At 71.5% G+C, this 21554-nt stretch carries 17 protein-coding genes; 13 read left to right on the top strand and 4 right to left on the bottom strand.

From position 1 onward, the window contains the following. The first annotated feature begins 27 nt into the window (after window positions 1-27). Together ACN20J_RS12505 and ACN20J_RS12500 are read left to right on the top strand one after the other, a co-directional pair. Window positions 28-1029, top strand: coding sequence for a FecCD family ABC transporter permease (locus ACN20J_RS12505; RefSeq protein ID WP_189840198.1), 1002 nt, complete (start codon window positions 28-30; stop codon window positions 1027-1029). Next, on the top strand, window positions 1026-1937 hold the full coding sequence (locus tag ACN20J_RS12500) for an ABC transporter ATP-binding protein (protein WP_190229477.1): 912 nt from the start codon (window positions 1026-1028) through the stop codon (window positions 1935-1937). The genes ACN20J_RS12505 and ACN20J_RS12500 overlap by 4 nt, the downstream gene beginning before the upstream one ends. Window positions 1938-1974: 37 nt before the next feature. Here ACN20J_RS12500 and ACN20J_RS12495 read toward each other — a convergent pair whose 3' ends face one another. Further along, window positions 1975-2322 carry an SCP2 sterol-binding domain-containing protein gene (locus tag ACN20J_RS12495; protein ID WP_189840197.1) on the bottom strand — a complete coding sequence of 116 codons (348 nt, stop codon included), beginning with the start codon at window positions 2320-2322 and terminating at the stop codon, window positions 1975-1977. Window positions 2323-2466: 144 nt separating this feature from the next. Between ACN20J_RS12495 and ACN20J_RS12490 the strand changes: the two genes are divergently transcribed. The 5 genes from ACN20J_RS12490 (at window position 2467) to ACN20J_RS12470 (ending at window position 7885) form a co-directional block, all read left to right on the top strand. Beyond that, complete coding sequence (locus ACN20J_RS12490) at window positions 2467-2790, top strand: hypothetical protein (protein WP_361899670.1); 324 nt, start codon at window positions 2467-2469, stop codon at window positions 2788-2790. A gap of 7 nt (window positions 2791-2797) precedes the next feature. Next, complete coding sequence (locus ACN20J_RS12485) at window positions 2798-3613, top strand: TlyA family RNA methyltransferase (protein ID WP_055618638.1); 816 nt, start codon at window positions 2798-2800, stop codon at window positions 3611-3613. After that, window positions 3610-4515, top strand: coding sequence for an NAD kinase (locus ACN20J_RS12480; protein WP_055618637.1), 906 nt, complete (start codon window positions 3610-3612; stop codon window positions 4513-4515). The genes ACN20J_RS12485 and ACN20J_RS12480 overlap by 4 nt, the downstream gene beginning before the upstream one ends. Before the next feature lie 172 nt (window positions 4516-4687). Next, complete coding sequence (gene recN / locus ACN20J_RS12475) at window positions 4688-6430, top strand: DNA repair protein RecN (protein WP_189840196.1); 1743 nt, start codon at window positions 4688-4690, stop codon at window positions 6428-6430. A 315-nt stretch (window positions 6431-6745) separates the two neighbouring features. Continuing rightward, window positions 6746-7885 carry a glycosyltransferase family 4 protein gene (locus ACN20J_RS12470; RefSeq protein WP_361899635.1) on the top strand — a complete coding sequence of 380 codons (1140 nt, stop codon included), beginning with the start codon at window positions 6746-6748 and terminating at the stop codon, window positions 7883-7885. A gap of 21 nt (window positions 7886-7906) precedes the next feature. Here ACN20J_RS12470 and ACN20J_RS12465 read toward each other — a convergent pair whose 3' ends face one another. The 3 genes from ACN20J_RS12465 to ACN20J_RS12455 all read right to left on the bottom strand — a co-directional run bounded on the left by ACN20J_RS12465 (window position 7907) and on the right by ACN20J_RS12455 (window position 12919). Continuing rightward, entirely contained in the window at window positions 7907-9553 is a 1647-nt protein-coding gene (locus tag ACN20J_RS12465) for a PucR family transcriptional regulator (RefSeq protein WP_189840194.1), read from the bottom strand. A 50-nt stretch (window positions 9554-9603) separates the two neighbouring features. After that, complete coding sequence (locus ACN20J_RS12460) at window positions 9604-10986, bottom strand: FAD-binding oxidoreductase (RefSeq protein WP_190229475.1); 1383 nt, start codon at window positions 10984-10986, stop codon at window positions 9604-9606. A 130-nt stretch (window positions 10987-11116) separates the two neighbouring features. Beyond that, on the bottom strand, window positions 11117-12919 hold the full coding sequence (locus tag ACN20J_RS12455) for a glycoside hydrolase family 15 protein (RefSeq protein WP_189840243.1): 1803 nt from the start codon (window positions 12917-12919) through the stop codon (window positions 11117-11119). Between the two features lie 475 nt (window positions 12920-13394). Here ACN20J_RS12455 and ACN20J_RS12450 point away from each other — a divergent pair, with 475 nt between their 5' ends. From ACN20J_RS12450 to ACN20J_RS12425, 6 genes are all read left to right on the top strand, one after another. Then, a complete protein-coding gene (locus tag ACN20J_RS12450) occupies window positions 13395-15062 on the top strand; it encodes a CTP synthase (protein ID WP_055613782.1) in 1668 nt (555 codons plus the stop codon). Window positions 15063-15199: 137 nt separating this feature from the next. Then, entirely contained in the window at window positions 15200-15826 is a 627-nt protein-coding gene (locus ACN20J_RS12445) for an NUDIX domain-containing protein (protein WP_190229474.1), read from the top strand. Window positions 15827-16081: 255 nt separating this feature from the next. After that, window positions 16082-18172, top strand: a complete 2091-nt coding sequence (locus ACN20J_RS12440) for a tetratricopeptide repeat protein (protein ID WP_419665896.1) — start codon at window positions 16082-16084, stop codon at window positions 18170-18172. Between the two features lie 159 nt (window positions 18173-18331). After that, complete coding sequence (ald, locus tag ACN20J_RS12435; protein WP_189840242.1) at window positions 18332-19447, top strand: alanine dehydrogenase; 1116 nt, start codon at window positions 18332-18334, stop codon at window positions 19445-19447. Window positions 19448-19869: 422 nt separating this feature from the next. Further along, window positions 19870-20997 (top strand): ParA family protein, encoded by a 1128-nt coding sequence (locus tag ACN20J_RS12430; RefSeq protein ID WP_079053143.1) that lies wholly within the window; start codon window positions 19870-19872, stop codon window positions 20995-20997. Continuing rightward, window positions 20982-21554: a hypothetical protein gene (locus tag ACN20J_RS12425; RefSeq protein ID WP_189840190.1), complete on the top strand. Its 573-nt coding sequence runs from the start codon at window positions 20982-20984 to the stop codon at window positions 21552-21554. The genes ACN20J_RS12430 and ACN20J_RS12425 overlap by 16 nt, the downstream gene beginning before the upstream one ends.

The following is a 21554-nucleotide window of genomic DNA, read 5'->3' as shown; positions in this document are numbered from 1 at the left end:
GCTCGGACCGTGCGTACCGGCGGTGGGATGTCGGTCCGTTTCGATGTCCGTGGGTTCACGGTCGTCGTGCTGCTGCTCGTGGCCGCGCTCGCCGCGAGTGTCGTGCTGATCGGCACCGGCGACTTCCCGATACCGGCCGCCGACGTCCTCAGGACGTTGGTCGGCAACGGCGACGCGGGCCAGGAGTTCATCGTCAACGAGCTGCGCCTGCCTCGGGTCCTGGTCGGGCTCCTGGTGGGGGCCTCGCTCGGGCTCGGAGGCGCGCTCTTCCAGACCATCTCCCGCAATCCGCTGGGCAGTCCGGACGTCCTGGGCGTCGGGCAGGGCTCGACGGCCGGCGCGCTCGTGATGATCGTGCTGTTCTCCGGGAGCGCCACCCAGGTCGCCGTCGGGGCGCTGGTCGGCGGTCTGGTGACCGGGCTCGCCATCTATGTGCTCGCCTGGAAGCGGGGTGTACACGGATACCGACTCGTTCTGGTCGGTATCGGTGTCTCCGCGATCGTCACCGCCGTCAACGGCTATCTGATCACCAAGGCCGACCTCGTCGACGCGGCCCGTGCCGTCGTCTGGATGACCGGCTCGCTCAACGGCCGTGACTGGGCCCAGGTCTGGCCGCTGCTCGGCCTGTGCGCCGTCCTCGTACCGCTGGTCCTCGGCAACGCGCGCGGGCTGCGGATGCTGGAGATGGGCGACGACGTGGCGTACGCGCTCGGGGTGCGGGTCGAGCGGACGCGGCTGCTGCTGTTGGTGGCCGCCGTGCTGCTCACCGCGGCCGCCACCGCCGCCGCGGGCCCGGTCGCCTTTGTCGCGCTCACCGCACCGCAGCTCGCGCGGCGCCTCACCCGTACGCCGGGACCCAACCTGGTGCCCGCCATGTGCATGGGCGCCACCCTGCTGGTCGTCGCGGACTGGGCCTCGCAGCGGGCGTTCGGCGCCGACCAGCTGCCCGTCGGCGTCGTGACCGGCGTGCTCGGCGGCGTCTATCTGCTGTGGCTCCTGGTCACCGAGCGGAAGGCGGGCCGGATATGAACGCCGACCGCGAGACGAGCAGGACCAGCAAGACGAATACGGGCTCCGATGGCGGGCCGCGCACGAACACCCGAAGGAGCACTGTGAACCGCCTGTCCGCCGAGAACGTCACCCTCGCCTACGACCAGCGCGTCATCGCCGAGCAGCTGTCGGTCGAGATACCGGACAACTCGTTCACGGTGATCGTCGGCCCGAACGCCTGCGGCAAGTCCACGCTGCTGCGCGCCCTGTCCCGCATGCTGAAGCCGAACCAGGGCCGGGTGCTGCTCGACGGGCAGGTCATCCAGTCGATGCCCGCCAAGAAGGTGGCCAGGACGCTCGGGCTGCTGCCGCAGTCGTCGATCGCGCCCGACGGGATCACCGTCGGCGACCTCGTGGGGCGTGGGCGCTACCCGCACCAGGGGCTGCTGCGCCAGTGGTCGACCGAGGACGAGCGGATCGTGCGCGAGTCCATGACCTCGACCGGAGTCGCCGAACTGGCCGACCGATATGTCGACGAGCTCTCCGGAGGCCAGCGCCAGCGCGTGTGGATCGCCATGGCATTGGCCCAGCAGACCCCGCTGCTGCTGCTCGACGAGCCGACCACCTTTCTCGACATCCAGCACCAGATCGACGTGCTCGACCTGTGCGCGGAGCTCCACGAGGAGCAGGGCCGCACCCTGGTCGCCGTACTGCACGACCTCAACCACGCGGCCCGGTACGCCACCCATCTGATCGCGCTCCGCGAGGGCTCGGTGATCGCCGAGGGCGCCCCGGCCGACATCGTCACGGCCGAGCTGGTCGAGGAGGTCTTCGGGCTGCGCTGCCAGGTCATCGACGACCCGGAGACGGGTACGCCGCTGGTGGTGCCGGCGGCGCGGAAGGCACGTACGACCGCCGCCGCGCCCGTCGGGGTCGCGAAGAGCTAGTGCTCCCGCGGGATCGCCGAAGGCGGGCCCGGCGGGGTCAGAGAAGCTTTCTGAGCCGGAGCAGGTCGCGCAGGCCCGCTTCGAGCTTGACCCGGCCCGAGCCCCAGGCCTTCGCGAAGTTCAGCTCGCCGTCGACCATCGCGACCAGGTCGTCGCCGGTCATCGTGAGCCGGATCTCGGCCTTGTCGGGCGGCGGGCCCTGGAGCGTGTCGAGCACCTCGATCCGGCCGTCCTTGAGACGGCCTACGAAGGTGATGTCGAGGTCGGTGATACGGCAGCTCAGCGAGCGGTCCAACGCCGCCGCGCTGCGTACGTCGCCGTCCGCGCCCGCCATGTTGTCCGAGAGCTTGTCGAGTGCGCTGCGGCACTCCTCAATCGTGGCCATCGCGATCGACGGTACCCCAGCGCTTCGCGGTAGCGTCGGGTCATGAGCGACTCCATGACCGGCCCGGAGACGGGGGCCTTCGACACAGGACCCTTCGGCGCGGAGGCACTGACTCCGGTCGAGCCCGTGACCGAGCCGGTGCCGGTGCCGTCCGCGGACCCCGAGGCCACGGCCGGGCCCGGGCCCGAAGGCGAGCCCGAACCTCAGGCCGGGGCAGGGCCCGCCGCGGAGCCCGAGGACGACCCCGCCGCCCCCGCTCCCCTCCACGTGCCGCGTACGCCCACGGGCAACGCCGAGGTCGACGCCCAGCTCGACCGGTTGGCCGATGTGGACCACCTCGCCACGGACGGCCATGTGGAGGTGTACGAGGATGTGCACAGGGGGCTGCGCGACGCGCTCACCGCGCTCGACGCCCGCCCGGGACCTCCGGCGCCCCCGACGCCGTACAGCAACAGCAACAGGAGCTGAACCGAACGTGGCAGGAGTGGCACGACGCCGCCTCGACGCCGAACTGGTCCGACGCAAACTCGCCCGCTCGCGCGAGCACGCCGGACAGCTGATCGCCGCCGGGCGGGTCACCGTCGGCAAGACCCTCGCGACCAAACCCGCCACCCAGGTGGAGACCGCCGCCGCCATCCTGGTCACCCAGGACGACGACGATCCCGACTACGTCTCGCGCGGCGGCCACAAGCTCGCCGGGGCGCTGGAGGCCTTCGTACCGCTCGGCCTGGCGGTCGAGGGACGGCGGGCTCTGGACGCCGGCGCCTCGACCGGCGGGTTCACCGATGTGCTGCTGCGCGCGGGCGTCGCCCACGTCGTCGCCGTGGACGTCGGGTACGGGCAGTTGGCCTGGTCTCTTCAGAGTGATGAACGCGTCACCGTCAAGGACCGTACGAACGTACGCGAGTTGACGTTGGAGGCGATCGATGGGGAGCCGGTGGATCTTGTTGTCGGTGACTTGTCCTTCATCCCGCTCGGCCTGGTGCTGCCCGCCCTTGTGCGGTGCGCGGCGCCCGGAGCCGACCTGGTGATGATGGTCAAGCCGCAGTTCGAGGTGGGCAGGGAACGGCTGGGGAGCGGCGGCGTGGTCCGCAGCCCCGAGCTACGGGCGGACGCCGTGCGTGGCGTGGCCCGCCAGGCGGGGGAACTGGGACTCGGGGTGAACGGTGTGACGGCGAGTCCGTTGCCCGGGCCCTCGGGGAATGTCGAGTACTTTCTGTGGCTGCGTGCCGGGGCACCCGCACTGGACCCGGCCGACGTTGACCGTGCAGTGGCGGAGGGGCCGCGTTGACACAGACCCGAGCTCGTACTGTTTTCCTGCTCGCCCACACCGGACGGCCCGCGGCCATCCGCAGTGCCGAGCTCGTCGTCGAGGGGCTGGTGCGTTCCGGTCTCGGCGTACGGGTCCTGGAGGCGGAGGCGGCCGATCTGCCGCTCCCGGAGAGTGTGGAGCTCGTCAAGGAGGCGACACCTGAGTGCCTCGACGGGTGTGAACTGCTGATCGTCCTCGGTGGTGACGGGACGCTGCTGCGCGGCGCAGAGTTCGCCCGCGCCTCCGGGGTGCCCATGCTCGGCGTCAACCTCGGGCGTGTCGGCTTCCTCGCGGAGGCCGAGCGCGACGACCTCGACAAGGTCGTCGACCGGGTGGTGACGAAGGCCTACGAGGTCGAGGAGCGCATGACCGTCGACGTCGTCGTGCACAGCAACGGCGATGTCGTCCACACGGACTGGGCGCTCAACGAGGCCGCCGTGCAGAAGGCGGGGGCCGAGAAGCTCCTCGAGGTCGTGCTGGAGATCGACGGGCGGCCGGTGACCGGGTTCGGGTGCGACGGGATCGTCCTGTCGACGCCGACCGGGTCGACGGCGTACGCGTTCTCCGCGGGCGGGCCCGTGGTGTGGCCGGAGGTCGAGGCGCTGCTGATGGTGCCGATCAGCGCGCACGCCCTGTTCGCCAAGCCGCTGGTGACCTCGCCGAACTCGGTGCTGGCCGTGGAGGTCCTGCCGCACATCCCGCCCGGGGTGCTGTGGTGCGACGGCCGCCGCACGATCGAGCTGCCGCCCGGTGCCCGGGTGGAGGTCCGGAGGGGCGCGGTGCCGGTGCGGCTGGCGCGGCTGCACCACGCGTCGTTCACCGACCGGCTCGTCGCCAAGTTCGCGCTGCCGGTGGCGGGTTGGCGGGGCGCGCCGCACTGAGTGCTCCGCAGGGGGCGGGGGTGCGGGGTGGGAGCTGCTGGTCTCGTGCGGGTGGGCGGGGCCGGCAGCGCGGTTCTCCGCGCCCCTGAAGGCCGGGGCTGCGCCCCTGTCCTTCGCCCGCCGCGTGGGGAGGTGGCGGGGGCGGCGTCGCGCCGGGTGGGGGAAACCTCGTATGGTCATGTCCGTGTTGGAGGAGATGCGGATACGGTCGCTCGGAGTCATCGACGACGCGGTCGTCGAGCTGTCACCCGGCTTCACCGCCGTGACCGGTGAGACCGGCGCGGGCAAGACGATGGTGGTCACCAGCCTGGGCCTGCTGCTGGGCGGGCGCGCCGACCCGGCCCTCGTGCGGATCGGGGCCAAGAACGCGGTCGTGGAGGGGCGGATCTCCGTGCCCGACGGCGCCTCGGCCGTCGTACGGGCCGAGGAGGCCGGCGCCGAGCTCGACGACGGCGTGCTGCTCATCAGCCGTACCGTTTCCGCCGAGGGGCGCTCACGCGCGCACCTGGGCGGGCGCAGCGTGCCGGTGGGGCTGCTCGCCGAGCTCGCCGACGACCTGGTGGCCGTGCACGGCCAGACCGACCAGCAGGGGCTGCTCAAGCTGTCCCGCCAGCGGCAGGCCCTCGACCGGTACGCGGGCGACGCCGTCGCCGTGCCGCTCGCCAAGTACGCGGGCGCCTACCGGCGGCTGCGCGCCATCTCCACCGAGCTGGACGAGATCACCACCCGCGCGCGGGAGCGTGCCCAGGAAGCCGACATGCTGCGCTTCGGGCTCGACGAGATCGCCGCGGTGGAGCCGCGCCAGGGCGAGGACGTCGAGCTGGCGGCCGAGGCCGAGCGGCTCGGGCACGCCGAGGCGCTCGCGTCCGCCGCCACGGCCGCGCACGCCGCCCTCGCGGGCAACCCCGAGGACCCGGAGGGCATCGACGCCACGACGCTCGTCGCGGGCGCACACCGGGCCCTGGAGGCCGTACGGTCCCACGACGCGGCGCTCGGAGCGCTGGCCGGCCGCATCGGGGAGATCGGGATCCTGCTGGGCGATGTGGCGGGCGAGCTGGCTGGGTACGCCGACGACCTCGACGCGGACCCGCTGCGGCTCGCCGCGGTCGAGGAGCGGCGCGCCGCGCTCACCGCGCTCACCCGCAAGTACGGCGAGGACGTAGGTGCCGTACTCACCTGGGCGGAGCAAGGGGTCGCGCGCCTCCTGGAGTTGGACGGCGACGACGACCGGCTCGGGGAGCTGACGGCCGAGCGGGACGCCCTGCGGGCAGAACTGGGCGGGCTGGCGCAGGCGTTGACGGACGCCCGGACGGAGGCCGCCGAGCGCTTCGCCGCCGCCGTGACCGCCGAACTCGCCTCGCTCGCCATGCCCCACGCGCGCGTGTCCTTCGAGATCCGGCAGACCGAGGACCCGGAGGGCGTGGAGGTCGGCGGCCGTCCGGTCTCGTACGGGCCCGCCGGGGTCGACGAGGTCGAACTCCTCCTCGCCCCGCACCCGGGGGCGCCGCCGCGGCCCATCGCCAAGGGCGCGTCCGGCGGTGAGCTGTCGCGCGTCATGCTCGCCGTCGAGGTCGTGTTCGCGGGTACGGATCCGGTGCCGACGTATCTCTTCGACGAGGTCGACGCGGGTGTGGGCGGCAAGGCCGCGGTCGAGATCGGGCGGCGGCTCGCCAAGCTCGCCAAGAGCGCGCAGGTCGTCGTCGTCACCCATCTGCCCCAGGTGGCCGCCTTCGCCGACCGGCAGTTGCTGGTCGAGAAGACCAACGACGGGTCGGTCACGCGGTCCGGGGTGAAGGTCCTGGAGGGCGAGGAGCGGGTGCGGGAGCTGTCGCGGATGCTGGCCGGACAGGAGGACTCGGAGACGGCCCGGGCGCACGCGGAGGAGCTGCTGGCGACGGCCCGGGCCGACAGGTAGTCGTTGACGGGTGGCCGTTGACGGGCAGTCGCTCGGAGGGCTGGAGCTGGGGCCGGGTCCGGGTCCAGGTCTGGGCCTCGGGCTTGTGCCGTTCCGCGGCGGGGCGCTTGTGTGCCCGGCGGGCTCAATCACTCATGTGAGTGACTGTTCGCCTCCCCGGCGCGCCACCCACCCCCACCCCACCCCCTCGATGGTCCGTAACTCCCGCGAGCCCTGGCATCCTTGGAAGAGGAACCCGAGCGGTACACCCCCACCGCGCGTTCCTTCTGTAGTTTCTTCGTGACCGCCCGACGCCGAACCAGGAGCCCCGGCCACGTGATCCACGTGAGCAGCCACTCACCGCCCGGACAGTCGCCGCTGCGTACTGTCCAAGTGCTCGGCGGCGGCAGCGCGGGCAGCTGTGCCCATGTGCGGTCGCTGACGTCGGGGCTCGTCGCCCGGGGCGTGCGGGTCACCGTGTGCGCCCCGGCCAGCGCGGACCACACGTACGACTTCAGCGGCGTCGGGGCCGACCACGTGCATGTGCCGCGGCGGAACGACCCGACCTCCATGGCCGTGCTGCGGGCGGCCTGCGCGGACGCCGATCTGGTGCACGCGCACGGGCTGCACTCCGCGCTGCGGGCCGCGCTCGCGCTCAGCGGACGGCGCGTCCCGCTCGTCGTCACCCTGCACTCACGTCCGTACGCCGAGGGCGCGCGGGCGCATCTGCTGCGCCTCCTGGAGCGGCGCGTGGCCAGGGCCGCGTCCGTGGTCCTCGGATCCTCGTCCGACCTCGTGGACCGGGCCCGCAGCAGGGGCGCCCGGGACGCGCGGCTCGCCGCGGTCGCGCTGCCCGCTCCGCGCCGGCCCCTCGCCGAGAGCGAGGACGCCGACCGGCTGCGCCCCAAGGCGCGTGCCGAACTCGGCGCGACCGACCGGCCGTTGCTGATGGCCGTCGGCTCCCTCGACCGGCACCGGGGGTACGACACGCTGCTGGACGCCACGCGCGCATGGCGGCGGCTCGACCCCGTACCCCTGCTCGTGATCGCGGGGGAGGGGCCGCTGCGCGGTGAACTGCAGCGGCGGATCGTGAGCGAGGGGCTGCCCGTGCGTCTCGTCGGTCCGCGTGACGACATCGGGGAGTTGCTCGCCGCCGCCGATCTCGCGCTGCTGCCCGGCAGCTGGGAATCGCGCTCCGTGCTCGCCCAGGAGGCCCTCCACGCGCGCGTGCCGCTCGTCGCGGCGGCTGCCGGAGGCATCCCCGAACTCGTCGGCGACGCGGCCGAACTCGTCCCGCACGGAGACTCCGAAGCGCTCGCCGAGGCCGTCGAGGCTCTTCTCGCCGACCCCGCCCGGCGCGAGCTCCTCAGGGACAAGGGCACGCTCCAGGTGGCCACTTGGCCGACCGAGGACGAGACGGTGGCCCAAGTCCTCAGCGTGTACGACGAACTGACCAAGCCCCTGCCGCTGCCGTAACCCGGATCAGGAACCCGGCGGCTACGGGACGAGTCTGCGGGCCCGCAGCGCCAGGCTCAGCGCCAGTACCGTCTGCGGGTCGTCGAGGTCCGTCCCGAGCAGCTCCCCGATCCTCGCGAGCCGGTTGTAGAGCGTCTGCCGGTTGAGGTGCAGTTCGCGTGCGGTCTCCGCCTTGCGGCCCGCGTGCGCCAGATACGTCTCCAGGGTGGGCAGCAGCGGAGGCTTGGAGCGGTTGTCGTGGTCGCGGAGCGGGCCGATGGCGCGGTCCACGAAGGCGGCCAGGTCCCGGTGGTCCCGCAGCCGCCACAGCAGCAGGTCGATGTCCAGGCGGCGGGCGTCGTACCAGGGGCGGTCGGACAGCCCCTGGGCCGCCGTGGCCGTCTCGGCCGCGTGCCGCAGGCTCGCCGACGCGGCCGCCCAGCCGCCCGCCACACCGACCACCACGACCGGCGGCTGCGCCCCGGGACGCTGCATGCCCGCCCGCTCCACACCGGCCCGCAGCGCCGCCGCGACCCGGTCCGCGACGGTCACCCGCTCGGACTCCGTGCGCAGGCCCAGCAGCAGCGGTACGCGGCCCTCGACGGGGCGTACGCCCAGCAGGACCGGCACCCCCACCGAGGCCAGCTCCTCGGCGACCGCGCGCGCCAGGACGGCCCAGCCCCCGCCGGGAGGCAGTCCGTCGGCGAGCCTCATCACCACCGGGAGCAGCGGCCCGGGACCGGGCTTGAAGCCGAGCACGCGGGCCTGCGCGGGCGCGTCCTCGGCGGCGATACGGCCCTCGGCGAGGTCGGTGAGGAAGTCGCCGCGCCCGCGCGCCGCCAGCTCCTCCTCCTGACGGGCCTGCATAAGGACCACGGCGAGGATCCCCGCGGCCCGTTCCGCCGCGATGCGGTGCACGGGTGCGAGCGGGGCGTTGGGGGCGTTCACGGGCAGGAGGACGAGCCGGGCCCGGACCGAGCCCGTGCCGGGACCTCCGCCGGGCACGTCCACGAGGACCGACCCCGCCGGCGGATCGTCCTGGTGCTGGCCGCGCAGCCCCTCCCACACCTGGAGCGGGTCGGCGTTCGCGGGGCCGGTCCCGGCGGCGTACAGGAGCTGTCCGTCCGGGGTCTCCAGGAAGACCGGGTTGCCGCTGAAGTCGGCGAGGATGCCGAGGACCTGGGGGATGCCGCCCCCGCCGAGCAGGGCCTGGGTGCAGCGCCGGTGTACCTCCTCGGCCTGCTGGAGCAGGGCGTAGTGGCCGTTGACGATCTCGGTGTGGATCTCCTCGGTGACCGTCACGAACGGCACCTCGCGGTGCAGTTGGACCAGCGGCAGACCTGCCGTACGGGCCGTCTCCACGAGGGCCGCGGGCAGCCGGGTGAAGCGCGGCCCCAGTTCCACGACGAGGGCCGCGATCCCGCGCTCGGCGAGGGTGCGGACGAAGGCGCGCTGGTCGGCGGGGCGGGTGCCGAGCCCGTAACCCGTGGTCAGGAGCAGTTCGCCGCCCTTCAGGAGCGAGGCGATGTTCGGTACCTCGCCCGCGTGCACCCAGCGCACGGTGCGGCCCAGCCGGTCGGCGCCCGCGAGGATCTCCGGCAGGCCGCCGCGCAGCCCGGGCAGTTCCAGGGCCCGCTGCACGGTGATCCCGCCACCGTGCGTGTCCGGCGTGTCGATACGGCTGTCCATGACGCGGACGCTACCTCGTCCTCCACCTGCCGTGACGTGCCGGACAGGGCCTACGCGGGCGCGATGTTGTGGTTGAAGCGGAACACGTTGTCCGGGTCGTACCGGGCCTTCACCGCCGCGAGCCGACGGGTGTTCTCGGCGCCCAGGCCCGCCTCCACCCGGTCCTCGCCCTCGTCGCCGATGAAGTTGAGGTAGACCGCGCCGGTGCTCCACGGGCGGACGTCGGCACGGACGTCCCGTACCCACCGCATGCAGCGCTCGTCGTCCGCGGGGTCCTCCCAGATGCCGAACGGGTGCACGGCCCAGGGCGAGTCCCGGTACGGCACCGGGTACTCGCGGGGGCCGTCGGCGACCGCGCCGCCCAGCGGGAACAGCACGTGCTGGGTCCCGGTGGGCACGGGCATCGTGTCCGCGCGGGCACAGAAGACGTCCAGGAGCTCGTCGGGCGCGCCCGTCAGATACTCCGCCGACCAGTAGTTCCGCATCCCCGGCGGATCGTCGATCATGCACTGGAGGTCCGCGTACGGGATCGCGGTGACCATCTCCACCTCGTGCGGCAGCGCCAGCAGGGGCTGCACCGTCTTGCGCAGGTCCTCCTGGCTGCCCGCGTACGTCACGAGGGCCCCGCACAGCAGCGTGCCGACCAGGTGCTCGGGGACGAACTCCTCGGGCGGTCCCGTCATGTAGAGCACGCCGCCGGCCGCCTCCACCGGCCCGGTCTCCATGATCTCGCGGAAGACGCGGGCCACCTCAGGGCCGGACTCCGGGCGGTACAGCAGCATGGCCATCGCGAACTCGGGCAGCTCGTGGAGTCTCAGGGTCAGCGCCGTCGCGACGCCGAAGTTCCCGCCACCGCCGTGCAGCGCCCAGAACAGCTCGGGGTTCTCCTCGGCGCTCGCGTGGACCGTCGAGCCGTCGGCGGTCACCAGGTCGACGCCGAGCAGGTTGTCGATCGCGAGCCCGAACTTCCGCTCCAGCCAGCCGCTTCCGCCGCCCAGCACGAAGCCGCCGACCCCGGTGGTCGAGGCGCGGCCCCCGGTGGTCGCCAGGTGGTGCGGCTCGGTGGCGCGGTCCATGTGGCTCATCGTCGCGCCGCCCTCGACGCGTACCGCCGCCGCTCCGGGATGGACCGTCACCTCGTGCATCCGGCGCAGGTCGACCACCAGACCGCCGTCGTTCAGGGCCATGCCCGCCACGCTGTGGCCGCCGCCGCGGACCGCGATCTTCAGATCCAGGTCCCGGGCGAACCGCACCGAACGGCCGACGTCGGCCTCGTTCGCGCACTGCGCGATCACGGCCGGGCGCCGGTCGATCATCGCGTTGAAGACCGCCCGGGCCTCGTCGTACCCCGGATCCTCGGGGGTGATCACGTCACCGGCGAGATCCTCGCGGAGTGCGGCGAGCGCCGCGCCCGCCTTCGAGAGGGAAGCCATGGCCGCCCCCCTTCCAGAGCAGGGGCATGTAGGTGCTTCCAGCCTAGGCGGGCGGGGGCCATCGGTCGCGCCGAGCCGGGCAGGACGACGGTCGTGCGGCCATCCTGAGGCAGCCGCACGACCCTCCTGGTCAGCCTCCGTACGCCCCGGAGGCCGTCAGCCGCAGTGCCGTGTCGATGAGCGGCACGTGGCTGAACGCCTGCGGGAAGTTGCCGACCTGGCGCTGCAGAACCGGGTCCCACTCCTCGGCGAGGAGACCGAGGTCGTTGCGCAGGGCCAGCAGCTTCTCGAAGAGCTTGCGGGCCTCGTCCACGCGGCCGATCATCGCGAGGTCGTCCGCCATCCAGAACGAGCAGGCCAGGAACGCGCCCTCGTCGCCCTCCAGGCCGTCCACGCCCGCGTCCTCGCCGGAGGTCGGGTAGCGCAGGATGAAGCCGTCCGACGTGGACAGTTCGCGCTGGATGGCCTCGATCGTGCCGATCACGCGCTTGTCGTCCGGCGGCAGGAAGCCCATCTGCGGGATCAGCAGGAGCGAGGCGTCCAGCTCCTTCGAGCCGTACGACTGCGTGAAGGTGTTGCGCTCCTTGTCGTAACCCTTCTCACACACGTCCCGGTGGATGTCGTCGCGCAGCTCGCGCCACTTCTCCAGCGGGCCGTCCGCGTCACCGGACTCGATGAGCTTGATCGTCCGGTCGACGGCGACCCAGGCCATCACCTTCGAGTGAACGAAGTGGCGGCGCGGGCCGCGCACCTCCCAGATGCCCTCGTCCGGCTCGTCCCAGTGGTCCTCCAGGTAGCGGATCAGCTTGAGCTGGAGCAGCGAGGCGTAGTCGTTGCGGGCCAGACCCGTCATGTGGGCCAGGTGCAGGGCCTCCGTCACCTCGCCGTACACATCCAGCTGGAGCTGGTGCGCGGCGCCGTTCCCGACGCGTACGGGTCCGGAGTTCTCGTACCCGGGAAGCCAGTCGAGCTCCGCCTCGCCCAACTCCCGCTCGCCCGCGATGCCGTACATGATCTGCAGGTTCTCCGGGTCGCCGGCGACCGCGCGCAGCAGCCACTCGCGCCAGGCACGAGCCTCCTCGCGGTAGCCCGTGCGCAGCAGCGACGACAGGGTGATCGCCGCGTCACGCAGCCAGGTGTAGCGGTAGTCCCAGTTGCGGACACCGCCGATCTCCTCCGGCAGGGAGGTGGTGGGCGCGGCGACGATGCCGCCCGTCGGCCCGTACGTCAGCGCCTTCAGCGTGATCAGCGAGCGGACCACGGCCTCGCGGTAGGGCCCGTGGTACGTGCACTGGTCCACCCACTCGCGCCAGAACTCCTCGGTGGCCTCAAGGGAGGCCTCCGGCTCCGGCAGCGCGGGCGGCTGCTTGTGCGAGGGCTCCCAGGAGATCGTGAACGCGATCCGGTCACCCGGCGCGACCGTGAAGTCCGAGTACGTCGTCAGGGCCTTGCCGTAGGTCTCGCACTCCGTGTCGAACCACACCGAGTCGGGCCCTGCGACGGCCACCGTCCGGCCCTCGTGCTTGTGCACCCAGGGCACCACACGCCCGTACGAGAAACGCATCCGCAGCGCGGAGCGCATCGGGACGCGGCCCGTGACGCCCTCGACGATCCGGATCAGCTGCGGCGCGCCGTCACGCGGAGGCATGAAATCCGTCACGCGGACCGTGCCGCGTGACGTGTCCCACTCGGATTCCAGGATCAGCGAGTCGCCGCGATAGCGACGGCGGACCGCGGTGGGCGGTGCGGCGTCGGCGGCGTGCGCCGGACCGAGCCGCCAGAATCCATGTTCCTCCGTGCCGAGAAGTCCTGCGAAGACGGCGTGGGAGTCGAAGCGGGGGAGGCACAGCCAGTCCACCGTGCCGTCTCTGCAGACCAGCGCAGCTGTCTGCATGTCTCCGATTAGTGCGTAGTCTTCGATGCGCCCGGCCACGTGCAACTCCAGTCGAACGGCCACGTCGCCCCCCAGGGGGCGGTCGCTCTTTGCGGTCAAGGGAACGTATGTAAATCGTCGTCGCGCGACGTCAATTGTCGTGGTGATGTCGTAGCGAAACGAACTGACGAGCTCTCGAAGTTCCGGGCGACGGGCGTGGGTGGTGCCGTTTGCCGGCCTGACTCGGCAGCGATCGTCCGAGCAGGATACGACGCACGCTGATGATCCGCGCGCCGCTCCCGACAACCCGTCTGAGCCGAACGAGTGAGCACGACTGTGGTCCGTGTCGACCCGTGTGCAGAGCGTGGCCGGAAGCGGCCTCGCCCTGTCGCTGATACCCTGGTAGCCCGTGGACCGGTGGGCGCCCCGGCAGGAAAAGGGACCCCCGAACCGCAGCGACGGCACCTCCGGAATCCTCCGGGTCGGGCAGCCGTACCGCACCAGACACCGCGACCACGGGAGCCCCCTCTTGGCCATGCCGCCCGCTGCTTTCCGAAGCAGCACAGCCACGACGACCAAGCACATCTTCGTCACCGGGGGTGTCGCCTCTTCCCTCGGTAAGGGCCTGACCGCCTCCAGCCTGGGCGCGCTGCTCAAGGCGCGGGGTCTGCGGGTCACCATGCAGAAGCTCGACCCGTATCTGAACGTCGACCCGGGCACCATGAACCCGTTCCAGCACGGTGAGGTGTTCGTCACCAACGACGGCGCCGAGACCGACCTGGACATCGGCCACTACGAGCGCTTCCTCGACGTCGACCTGGACGGCTCCGCCAACGTCACCACCGGGCAGGTCTACTCGACGGTCATCGCCAAGGAGCGGCGCGGCGAGTACCTCGGCGACACCGTGCAGGTCATCCCGCACATCACCAACGAGATCAAGCACCGCATCCGCCGCATGGCCACCGACGACGTCGACGTCGTCATCACCGAGGTCGGCGGCACCGTCGGCGACATCGAGTCGCAGCCGTTCCTGGAGACCGTCCGTCAGGTCCGTCACGAGGTCGGTCGCGACAATGTGTTCGTCGTCCACATCTCGCTCCTTCCGTACATCGGCCCCTCCGGGGAGCTGAAGACGAAGCCGACCCAGCATTCGGTTGCGGCTCTGCGCAGCATCGGTATCCAGCCAGACGCGATCGTGCTGCGCGCCGACCGCGAGGTACCCACCGCGATCAAGCGCAAGATCTCCCTGATGTGCGACGTCGACGAGGCGGCCGTGGTCGCGGCCATCGACGCCAAGTCCATCTACGACATCCCGAAGGTCCTGCACACCGAGGGCCTCGACGCCTACGTCGTCCGCAAGCTCGACCTCCCGTTCCGCGACGTCGACTGGACGACCTGGGACGACCTGCTGGACCGCGTCCACCGCCCGGTCCACGAGATCAACATGGCGCTCGTCGGCAAGTACATCGACCTGCCCGACGCCTACCTTTCGGTCACCGAGGCCCTGCGCGCCGGCGGTTTCGCCAACAAGGCCCGCGTGAAGATCAAGTGGGTCACCTCGGACGACTGCAAGACCCCGGCGGGCGCCGCGAAGCAGCTCGGCGACGTGGACGCGATCTGCATCCCCGGCGGCTTCGGCGACCGCGGCGTGTCCGGCAAGGTCGGCGCCATCCAGTACGCCCGCGAGAACAAGATCCCGCTGCTCGGTCTCTGCCTGGGCCTGCAGTGCATCGTGATCGAGGCCGCGCGCAACCTCGCCGACATCCCGGACGCCAACTCCACCGAGTTCGACTCCGCCACCGGCCACCCGGTCATCTCCACCATGGCCGAGCAGCTCGACATCGTCGCGGGCGACGGCGACATGGGCGGCACGATGCGCCTGGGCATGTACCCCGCCAAGCTCGCCGAGGGCTCGATCGTGCGCGAGGTGTACGACGGCAAGGAGTACGTCGAGGAGCGTCACCGCCACCGCTACGAGGTGAACAACTCCTACCGTGCCGAGCTGGAGAAGAAGGCCGGCCTGCAGTTCTCCGGGACGTCCCCGGACGGCAAGCTCGTGGAGTACGTGGAGTACCCGCGGGACGTCCACCCCTACCTGGTCGCGACGCAGGCGCACCCCGAGCTGCGCTCGCGTCCGACCCGGCCGCACCCGCTCTTCGCGGGCCTGGTCAAGGCCGCTGTGGAGCGCAAGACGGCCAAGTAGCACGCGGGTTGTACGGTTGCCGGGGTGCGTGTCTTTCGAGACGCGTGCCCCGGTTTCGTAGGGCTTCTGTAGGGCGTATTTCCGTTGGGCGCAGAGTCGTTGTGCGCAGGTTCGTGCGTGTGGGAGGACAAGTCGACATGACCATCAAGGACACCGCCGAGGAGTGGGAGGTCAGGGCGACCCAGACCCCGTTCGTGGGCAACAAGACCTCCGTGCGCACCGACGACGTGGTCATGCCCGACGGATCGGTCGTCCACCGCGACTACCAGGTCCACCCGGGTTCGGTGGCCGTCCTCGCCCTCGACGACCTGGGCCGCGTCCTGGTCATCCGCCAGTACCGGCACCCCGTACGCCACAAGCTGTGGGAGATCCCGGCCGGGCTGCTCGACATCCCCGGCGAGAACCCGCTGCACGCGGCCCAGCGCGAGCTCTACGAAGAGGCCCATGTGAAGGCCGAGGACTGGCGGGTGCTCACCGACGTGTTCACCACGCCCGGCGGCTGCGACGAGGCTGTACGCATCTTCCTCGCCCGCGATCTCTCCGAGGCCGAGGGACAGCGCTTCGAGGTCGAGGACGAGGAGGCCGACATGGAGCTCTCCCGCGTCCCGGTCGACGAGCTCGTCCGGGGCGTACTCACCGGGGAGCTGCACAACAACTGCCTGGTCGTGGGCGTGCTTTCGCTGATCGCGGCGCAGCAGGGAGACGGCCTGGACGCCCTGCGCCCGGCCGAGGCGCCGTGGCCCGCGCGCCCCTTCGAGGCGTGAGCCGCTCCGGCACTCGCTTCGAAAGCCGTTCCGGCACCTGCTCCGGACCCCATCCCTGAATCCACTGCTCGGCCCGTCCCTGAATCCGCTCGGGCACATGTGTGCGGACCGCCGGTGTGACGATCGCCTGATCCGATCGGGGGACGTGCCCGCCGCGCTCGGCACAGATCGTCGCAGAGCGTGAACTAGGCTCTGGAAACGCCCCGACCGGAGTCCCGGCGGGCTTGCGCGTGCAGTGGGACGGGAGTGTGGCCCGTGACGGATCAGGCGGTGGACGCCGGCGACACGGCGGTGTCGGAGGAAGAGCAGCGCCCGGCTGCCGAGCCTTCTCCCACGGAGAGTCAGTTCCTCGGCCGTACAAGAGAGTTGAAGGAACTGCGCGCCGACATCGAGCGCGCCGGTCTGGACACCCTCGCGGGCCGCAAAGCGCCACGCGCGCGCGTGCTGCTCATCGCGGGCAAGCCCGGATCGGGCAGGACCGCGCTCGCCGAGGAACTCGTACGGCAGGTCGCGGACAGTTACCCGGACGGTGTCCTGAGGGCCCGGCTCACCGAGCCCGACGGCACGCCCGTGGCGACCGAACGGACCGCCCGTGACCTGCTCACCGCTCTCGAACTGAACGCCCAGGCAGGGGCCGGCGAGGACGAGCTCGCCGAGCGGCTGCGCGAGGGGCTCGCCCCGCGCCGTGTGCTGCTCCTGCTGGACGACGCGGCGGACGCCGAGCAGGTCGACATGCTCCTCCCGGAGACCCCCGACTGTCTCGTCGTCGCCGTCTCGGGCGGACCCCTGACCGGGATCTCCGACGTCCGGCCCTGCACCCTCGGCGGCCTCGACACCAAGTCCGCCCTCGAACTCCTCGACCGGTACACCGGCTCGGTACGCATCACCGTCGACCCGCTGGCGGCCGAAGGGCTCGTGCAGATCTGCGCCTCCCAGCCCGCCGCGCTGGTCCTCGCCGGCGCCTGGCTGGCCCACCGGCCCAAGGCGGCCGTGGCCGACCTGGCCAAACAACTGCGCACCGAGGGTGACGAAGGCCGGCTTCTCGACGTCCTCGAACGCGTCTTCCGCCTCTCGTACGCGGCCCTGCCCTCGGCCGCCGCGCGGATACTGCGACTGCTCTCGCTCGCCCCCGCGGGCCTCGTGGACCCGCACACCGCGTCCGCGCTGGCCGGCTGCTCGGTCGGCGCCGCCCGCACCACCCTGGACGACTTCACCAAGCTCGGCCTCGTCCGGTCCGTCGAGTCGCCCCTGCCGCAGTACGAGGTGCCCGGCTGTCTGCTGCCCTTGCTGCGCTCGCTCACCGAGACCCAGGACCGCCCGGCCGAACTCCAGCTGGCGCGCGCCCGGATGCTGGAACGGACCGTCCGGCTGCTGGTCTCCTGCCGCGCGATCACCGAGACCGACAGCTCCCCGGCCCGCGAGAAACTCGCCGGGATGCCCCGCGCGCTGCGCTTCCCGAACCCCCGCGCCGCCGCCGACTGGCTGCGCATCCGCCAGCCCGCGCTGCTCGCCGCGGCCCGGCTCGCGGTCGCCGACGGGGAGCTGGACACGCTGGCCCGCCGCCTGATGGCCGCCCTGGTCAGAGCGATGGTCGCGCACTTCGGTACGCAGGCGGCGGCGCCCGAGCTGTACGGCATCCACCGGCTCGTCCTGGACGTGGCCGAGCGCCGGGACCTGCCCCGCGAGAAGGCCGCCGCGCTGCTGAACCTCGCCGACCTGGACGCCCAGACCGGCCGCACGAGGAGTGCGCTGGCCCGCTACCGGGCCGCTCTGGACGCCGGACGCGAGGCGAACGACCCGTATGCGACCGGCCGCGCGATGGAATCCGTAGGCGGCGCGCACCAGGAGCTCGGCGACCACGACCGGGCCGCCGACTGGTTCGGGCGTGCCCTCGCTCAGCGGCTCGCGCGCGACGAGCGCGAGGACGTGGCCCGGCTGCACGGACGCATCGCCACCGCGCACACCTACGCGGGCCGCTACGGCGAGGCGCTGCGCAACTGGCGCTCGGCGATCACCGGCTACCGCAAGAGCGGCGATGTGGCCGGTCAGGCAAGGGCGTTGAGCGAGATGGGACGGGTGCAGGAGTACGCGGGCCGGCCCGAGGAATCCCTCGCCACCTGCCAGGAGGCGGTCGAGTGGGCGCGCCGCGCCGAGGACACCCGGCTGCAGGCCGCACTGCACCTCCGGCTCGCCGACACGCTGGACCGGCTGGGGGACCCCGCGGCCGCCGGGCTGCACCGCGGCGCGGCCGAGCGCATGCTGGGTGACGAGCTCCCAGAGGAGGCGTCAACCAGGGAACACGACGCTAACGCCTGCGAAATCCGTAGTACATCCGACGAAGATTGATGCATTGAAAGGCTAGACAGAGGGAATCCCTTCATTAGACTGGCTCCGCCGCGTCTTTTCGTGGTGTCTCCCGGTGTGCTCCCGTGCGTGCCGGTATGTCGGGCCATGTCCTGGCATGCGTGACCCCAGACCCCTTCTGAGCCAAGGACCGTGATCGACGTGAAGGTCGGCATCCCCCGCGAGGTCAAGAACAACGAGTTCCGGGTGGCCATCACCCCCGCCGGCGTGCACGAGCTGGTGCGCCACGGCCACCAGGTCCTCATCGAGCACAACGCCGGAGTCGGCTCGTCGATCCCGGACGAGGAGTACGTCGCCGCGGGTGCGCGGATCGTCGCCACCGCCGACGAGGTCTGGGCCACCGCCGACCTGCTGCTCAAGGTCAAGGAGCCCATCGCCGAGGAGTACCACCGCCTCCGCAAGGACCAGACGCTCTTCACCTACCTGCACCTGGCCGCGTCCAAGGAGTGCACGGACGCGCTCGTCGAGTCCGGCACCACGGCGATCGCCTACGAGACGGTCGAGCTGCCCAGCCGCGCGCTCCCGCTCCTCGCCCCGATGTCCGAGGTCGCGGGCCGCCTCGCCCCGCAGGTCGGCGCGTACCACCTGATGCGCTCGGTCGGCGGCCGTGGTGTGCTCCCCGGTGGCGTCCCCGGTACGCAGCCCGCGCGGGCCGTCGTCATCGGTGGCGGTGTCTCCGGCTGGAACGCCACGCAGATCGCCGTCGGCATGGGCTTCCATGTCACGCTGCTCGACCGCGACATCAACAAGCTCCGCGAGGCCGACAAGGTCTTCGGCACCAAGGTCCGGGCGATCATGTCCAACTCCTTCGAGCTGGAGAAGGCCGTCCTGGAGGCCGACCTCGTCATCGGCGCCGTGCTCATCCCGGGCGCCAAGGCACCGAAACTGGTCACCAACGAGCTCGTGTCGCGAATGAAGCCCGGAAGTGTTCTTGTCGACATCGCCATCGACCAGGGTGGCTGCTTCGAGGACTCCCGTCCGACGACTCACGCGGAGCCGACCTTCCCGGTCCACGGCTCGGTCTTCTACTGCGTCGCCAACATGCCGGGCGCCGTGCCCAACACGTCGACATATGCCCTCACGAACGCCACGCTGCCCTACATCGTGGAATTGGCGGACCGCGGCTGGGTCGAGGCGCTGCGCCGTGACCCCGCGCTCGCGAGGGGTCTCAACACCCATGACGGCAAGGTCGTTTACCGCGAGGTCGCGGAGGCGCACGGGCTGGAGCACGTCGAGCTGGACACTCTGCTCGGCTGACGATACGACCGATCTGTCCCGACCCGTCGGGCGATCTCTCCACCGATAAAAGGCGATACGTCAACACAGGTCGTCAACATGGCGCGTACGGCCGGACCTTGTCCCACAAGGTCCGGCCGGATGTGTGTCGAGTCACTTTGCGAGACTCGTTCAACTCGCCTCGAACGTAACCCTTGAACCGTTTCGCACACCCGTGAAACCTGCCGTGCGACGCCCTTACGCCCTTGACAGAGGGGTGTTCCGTTGCCGACACATCGGGCCGGGTCCGGCGGATTGTGTTGCTGCGGACCGGTGACACGCCATAGAGTCGCCAACCGTCGGCATGGTGCCACGCTGACCTATCTAGAAGTTTCCTGGTCACCAAGGAGGTAAGACGACTTGTGAATGAGTCGACATTTACTCCCGGGGGTGGTCAACCAGGAATGCCTGCGCAGGGCTCAAGGCCCACGGGGCTCGAGGCTGTCGGCTCCGTTGCTGTGCGCACCTTCGCAGCCCACCAGAGTCCGAAGATGACTCAGACAGCACACCAGAGCATGGATGGCCATCACGTGAACGCCATGGCCGGCAACGGAAGTGGCGAGAACCGCACCCACTTCGCCGACTACGACGACCTGCCCGAGGGGCACTTCTACGACCCCGACGCCGAATACGAGCCCGATCCGGAGTACGCGGCCACGCTCGCGCCCGACGCGGCGCGCCAGCGCCGTGAGCGCATCGGCCCGACCGGGCGCCCGCTGCCGTACTTCCCGATCCCGGGCCCGCTGACCGACCACGGCCCCGCGAAGATCATCGCGATGTGCAACCAGAAGGGCGGCGTGGGCAAGACGACGTCGACCATCAACCTGGGCGCGGCACTCGCGGAGTACGGACGCCGGGTCCTGCTCGTCGACTTCGACCCGCAGGGCGCACTGTCCGTGGGCCTCGGCGTCAACCCGATGGAGCTCGACCTCACGGTCTACAACCTGCTCATGGAGCGGGGCATGGCGGCCGACGAGGTGCTCCTGAAGACAGCGGTCCCGAACATGGACCTGCTGCCCAGCAACATCGACCTGTCGGCCGCCGAGGTCCAGTTGGTGTCCGAGGTCGCGCGCGAGTCCACACTGCAGCGGGCCCTGAAGCCGCTGATGGCCGACTACGACTACATCGTGATCGACTGTCAGCCCTCGCTCGGTCTGCTCACCGTCAACGCCCTCACGGCGGCGCACAAGGTGATCGTGCCGCTCGAGTGCGAGTTCTTCGCCCTCCGAGGTGTCGCGCTGCTCACCGAGACCATCGAGAAGGTCCAGGAGCGGCTCAACCCCGAGCTGGAGCTCGACGGCATCCTCGCCACGATGTACGACTCGCGGACCGTGCACAGCCGTGAGGTGCTCGCGCGCGTGGTCGAGGCGTTCGACGATCACGTCTACCACACGGTGATCGGCCGGACCGTCCGCTTCCCGGAGACCACGGTCGCCGGAGAGCCGATCACGACGTACGCCTCCAACTCCGTCGGTGCCGCCGCCTATCGCCAGCTCGCCAGGGAGGTGCTCGCCCGGTGTCACGCCGAGTGAGTCTGCCGGGGGCCGACGAACTGTTCCGTACGACCGGGGGAATGGCGCTTCAGGCGTCCAGTCCCAGGCGCCAGGCCAACGGCGAGGCCCGGGTTCCCGCTCCGGCGGGCGAGAGCGACGCCGCTGCCGCCGGGGAGGACGGTCCACAGTCGGTACCCGTGCGGGGCGGCGACGGCGAGGGCGACGAACATGTCGCCTCCGACGCCGAGTCCTCCGACGGTGAGTCCCGCAGTCGGGGCGCCGCCGGGGACCGTTCCGGGCGTCAGGGGGTGCAGGAAGGTTCTGCCGGGCCCTCCGCGGGGGCGCAGCCGCGCAAGCGCGGGCGCGGCTCCGGGCGGCGCCCCAGCGGGCGCGAGCGGCACGACGAGAAGATCACGGTGTACGTGTCCGCCGAGGAGCTCATGGACCTCGAGCACGCCCGGCTGGTGCTCCGTGGGGAGCACGGGCTGGCCGTCGACCGTGGGCGGATCGTGCGGGAGGCTGTCGCCGTGGTGCTCGCGGATCTCGAATCCCGTGGGGACGCGAGCATCCTCGTACGACGGTTGCGCGGGCGGTAG

Origin of the sequence: Streptomyces sp. 2-1 (assembly GCF_048564895.1) — a bacterium.
In the GTDB taxonomy this organism is placed as follows: Bacteria; Actinomycetota; Actinomycetes; order Streptomycetales; family Streptomycetaceae; genus Streptomyces; species Streptomyces phaeochromogenes.
Note: the sequence above shows the minus strand (reverse complement) of the source record. Positions and strands in the feature narration are given on the sequence as shown.

What these genes read in the sequence shown, in the direction of transcription:
- ACN20J_RS12430 (WP_079053143.1), top strand. Translation starts at nt 19,870, where the DNA reads ATGCCTGCGCAGGGCTCAAGGCCCACGGGGCTCGAGGCTGTCGGCTCC.
- ACN20J_RS12465 (WP_189840194.1), bottom strand. Translation starts at nt 9,553, where the DNA reads ATGGACAGCCGTATCGACACGCCGGACACGCACGGTGGCGGGATCACC.
- ACN20J_RS12495 (WP_189840197.1), bottom strand. Translation starts at nt 2,322, where the DNA reads ATGGCCACGATTGAGGAGTGCCGCAGCGCACTCGACAAGCTCTCGGAC.
- ACN20J_RS12450 (WP_055613782.1), top strand. Translation starts at nt 13,395, where the DNA reads ATGCCGCCCGCTGCTTTCCGAAGCAGCACAGCCACGACGACCAAGCAC.
- ACN20J_RS12500 (WP_190229477.1), top strand. Translation starts at nt 1,026, where the DNA reads ATGAACGCCGACCGCGAGACGAGCAGGACCAGCAAGACGAATACGGGC.
- recN (WP_189840196.1), top strand. Translation starts at nt 4,688, where the DNA reads ATGGTCATGTCCGTGTTGGAGGAGATGCGGATACGGTCGCTCGGAGTC.
- ACN20J_RS12445 (WP_190229474.1), top strand. Translation starts at nt 15,200, where the DNA reads ATGACCATCAAGGACACCGCCGAGGAGTGGGAGGTCAGGGCGACCCAG.
- ACN20J_RS12505 (WP_189840198.1), top strand. Translation starts at nt 28, where the DNA reads ATGTCGGTCCGTTTCGATGTCCGTGGGTTCACGGTCGTCGTGCTGCTG.
- ACN20J_RS12460 (WP_190229475.1), bottom strand. Translation starts at nt 10,986, where the DNA reads ATGGCTTCCCTCTCGAAGGCGGGCGCGGCGCTCGCCGCACTCCGCGAG.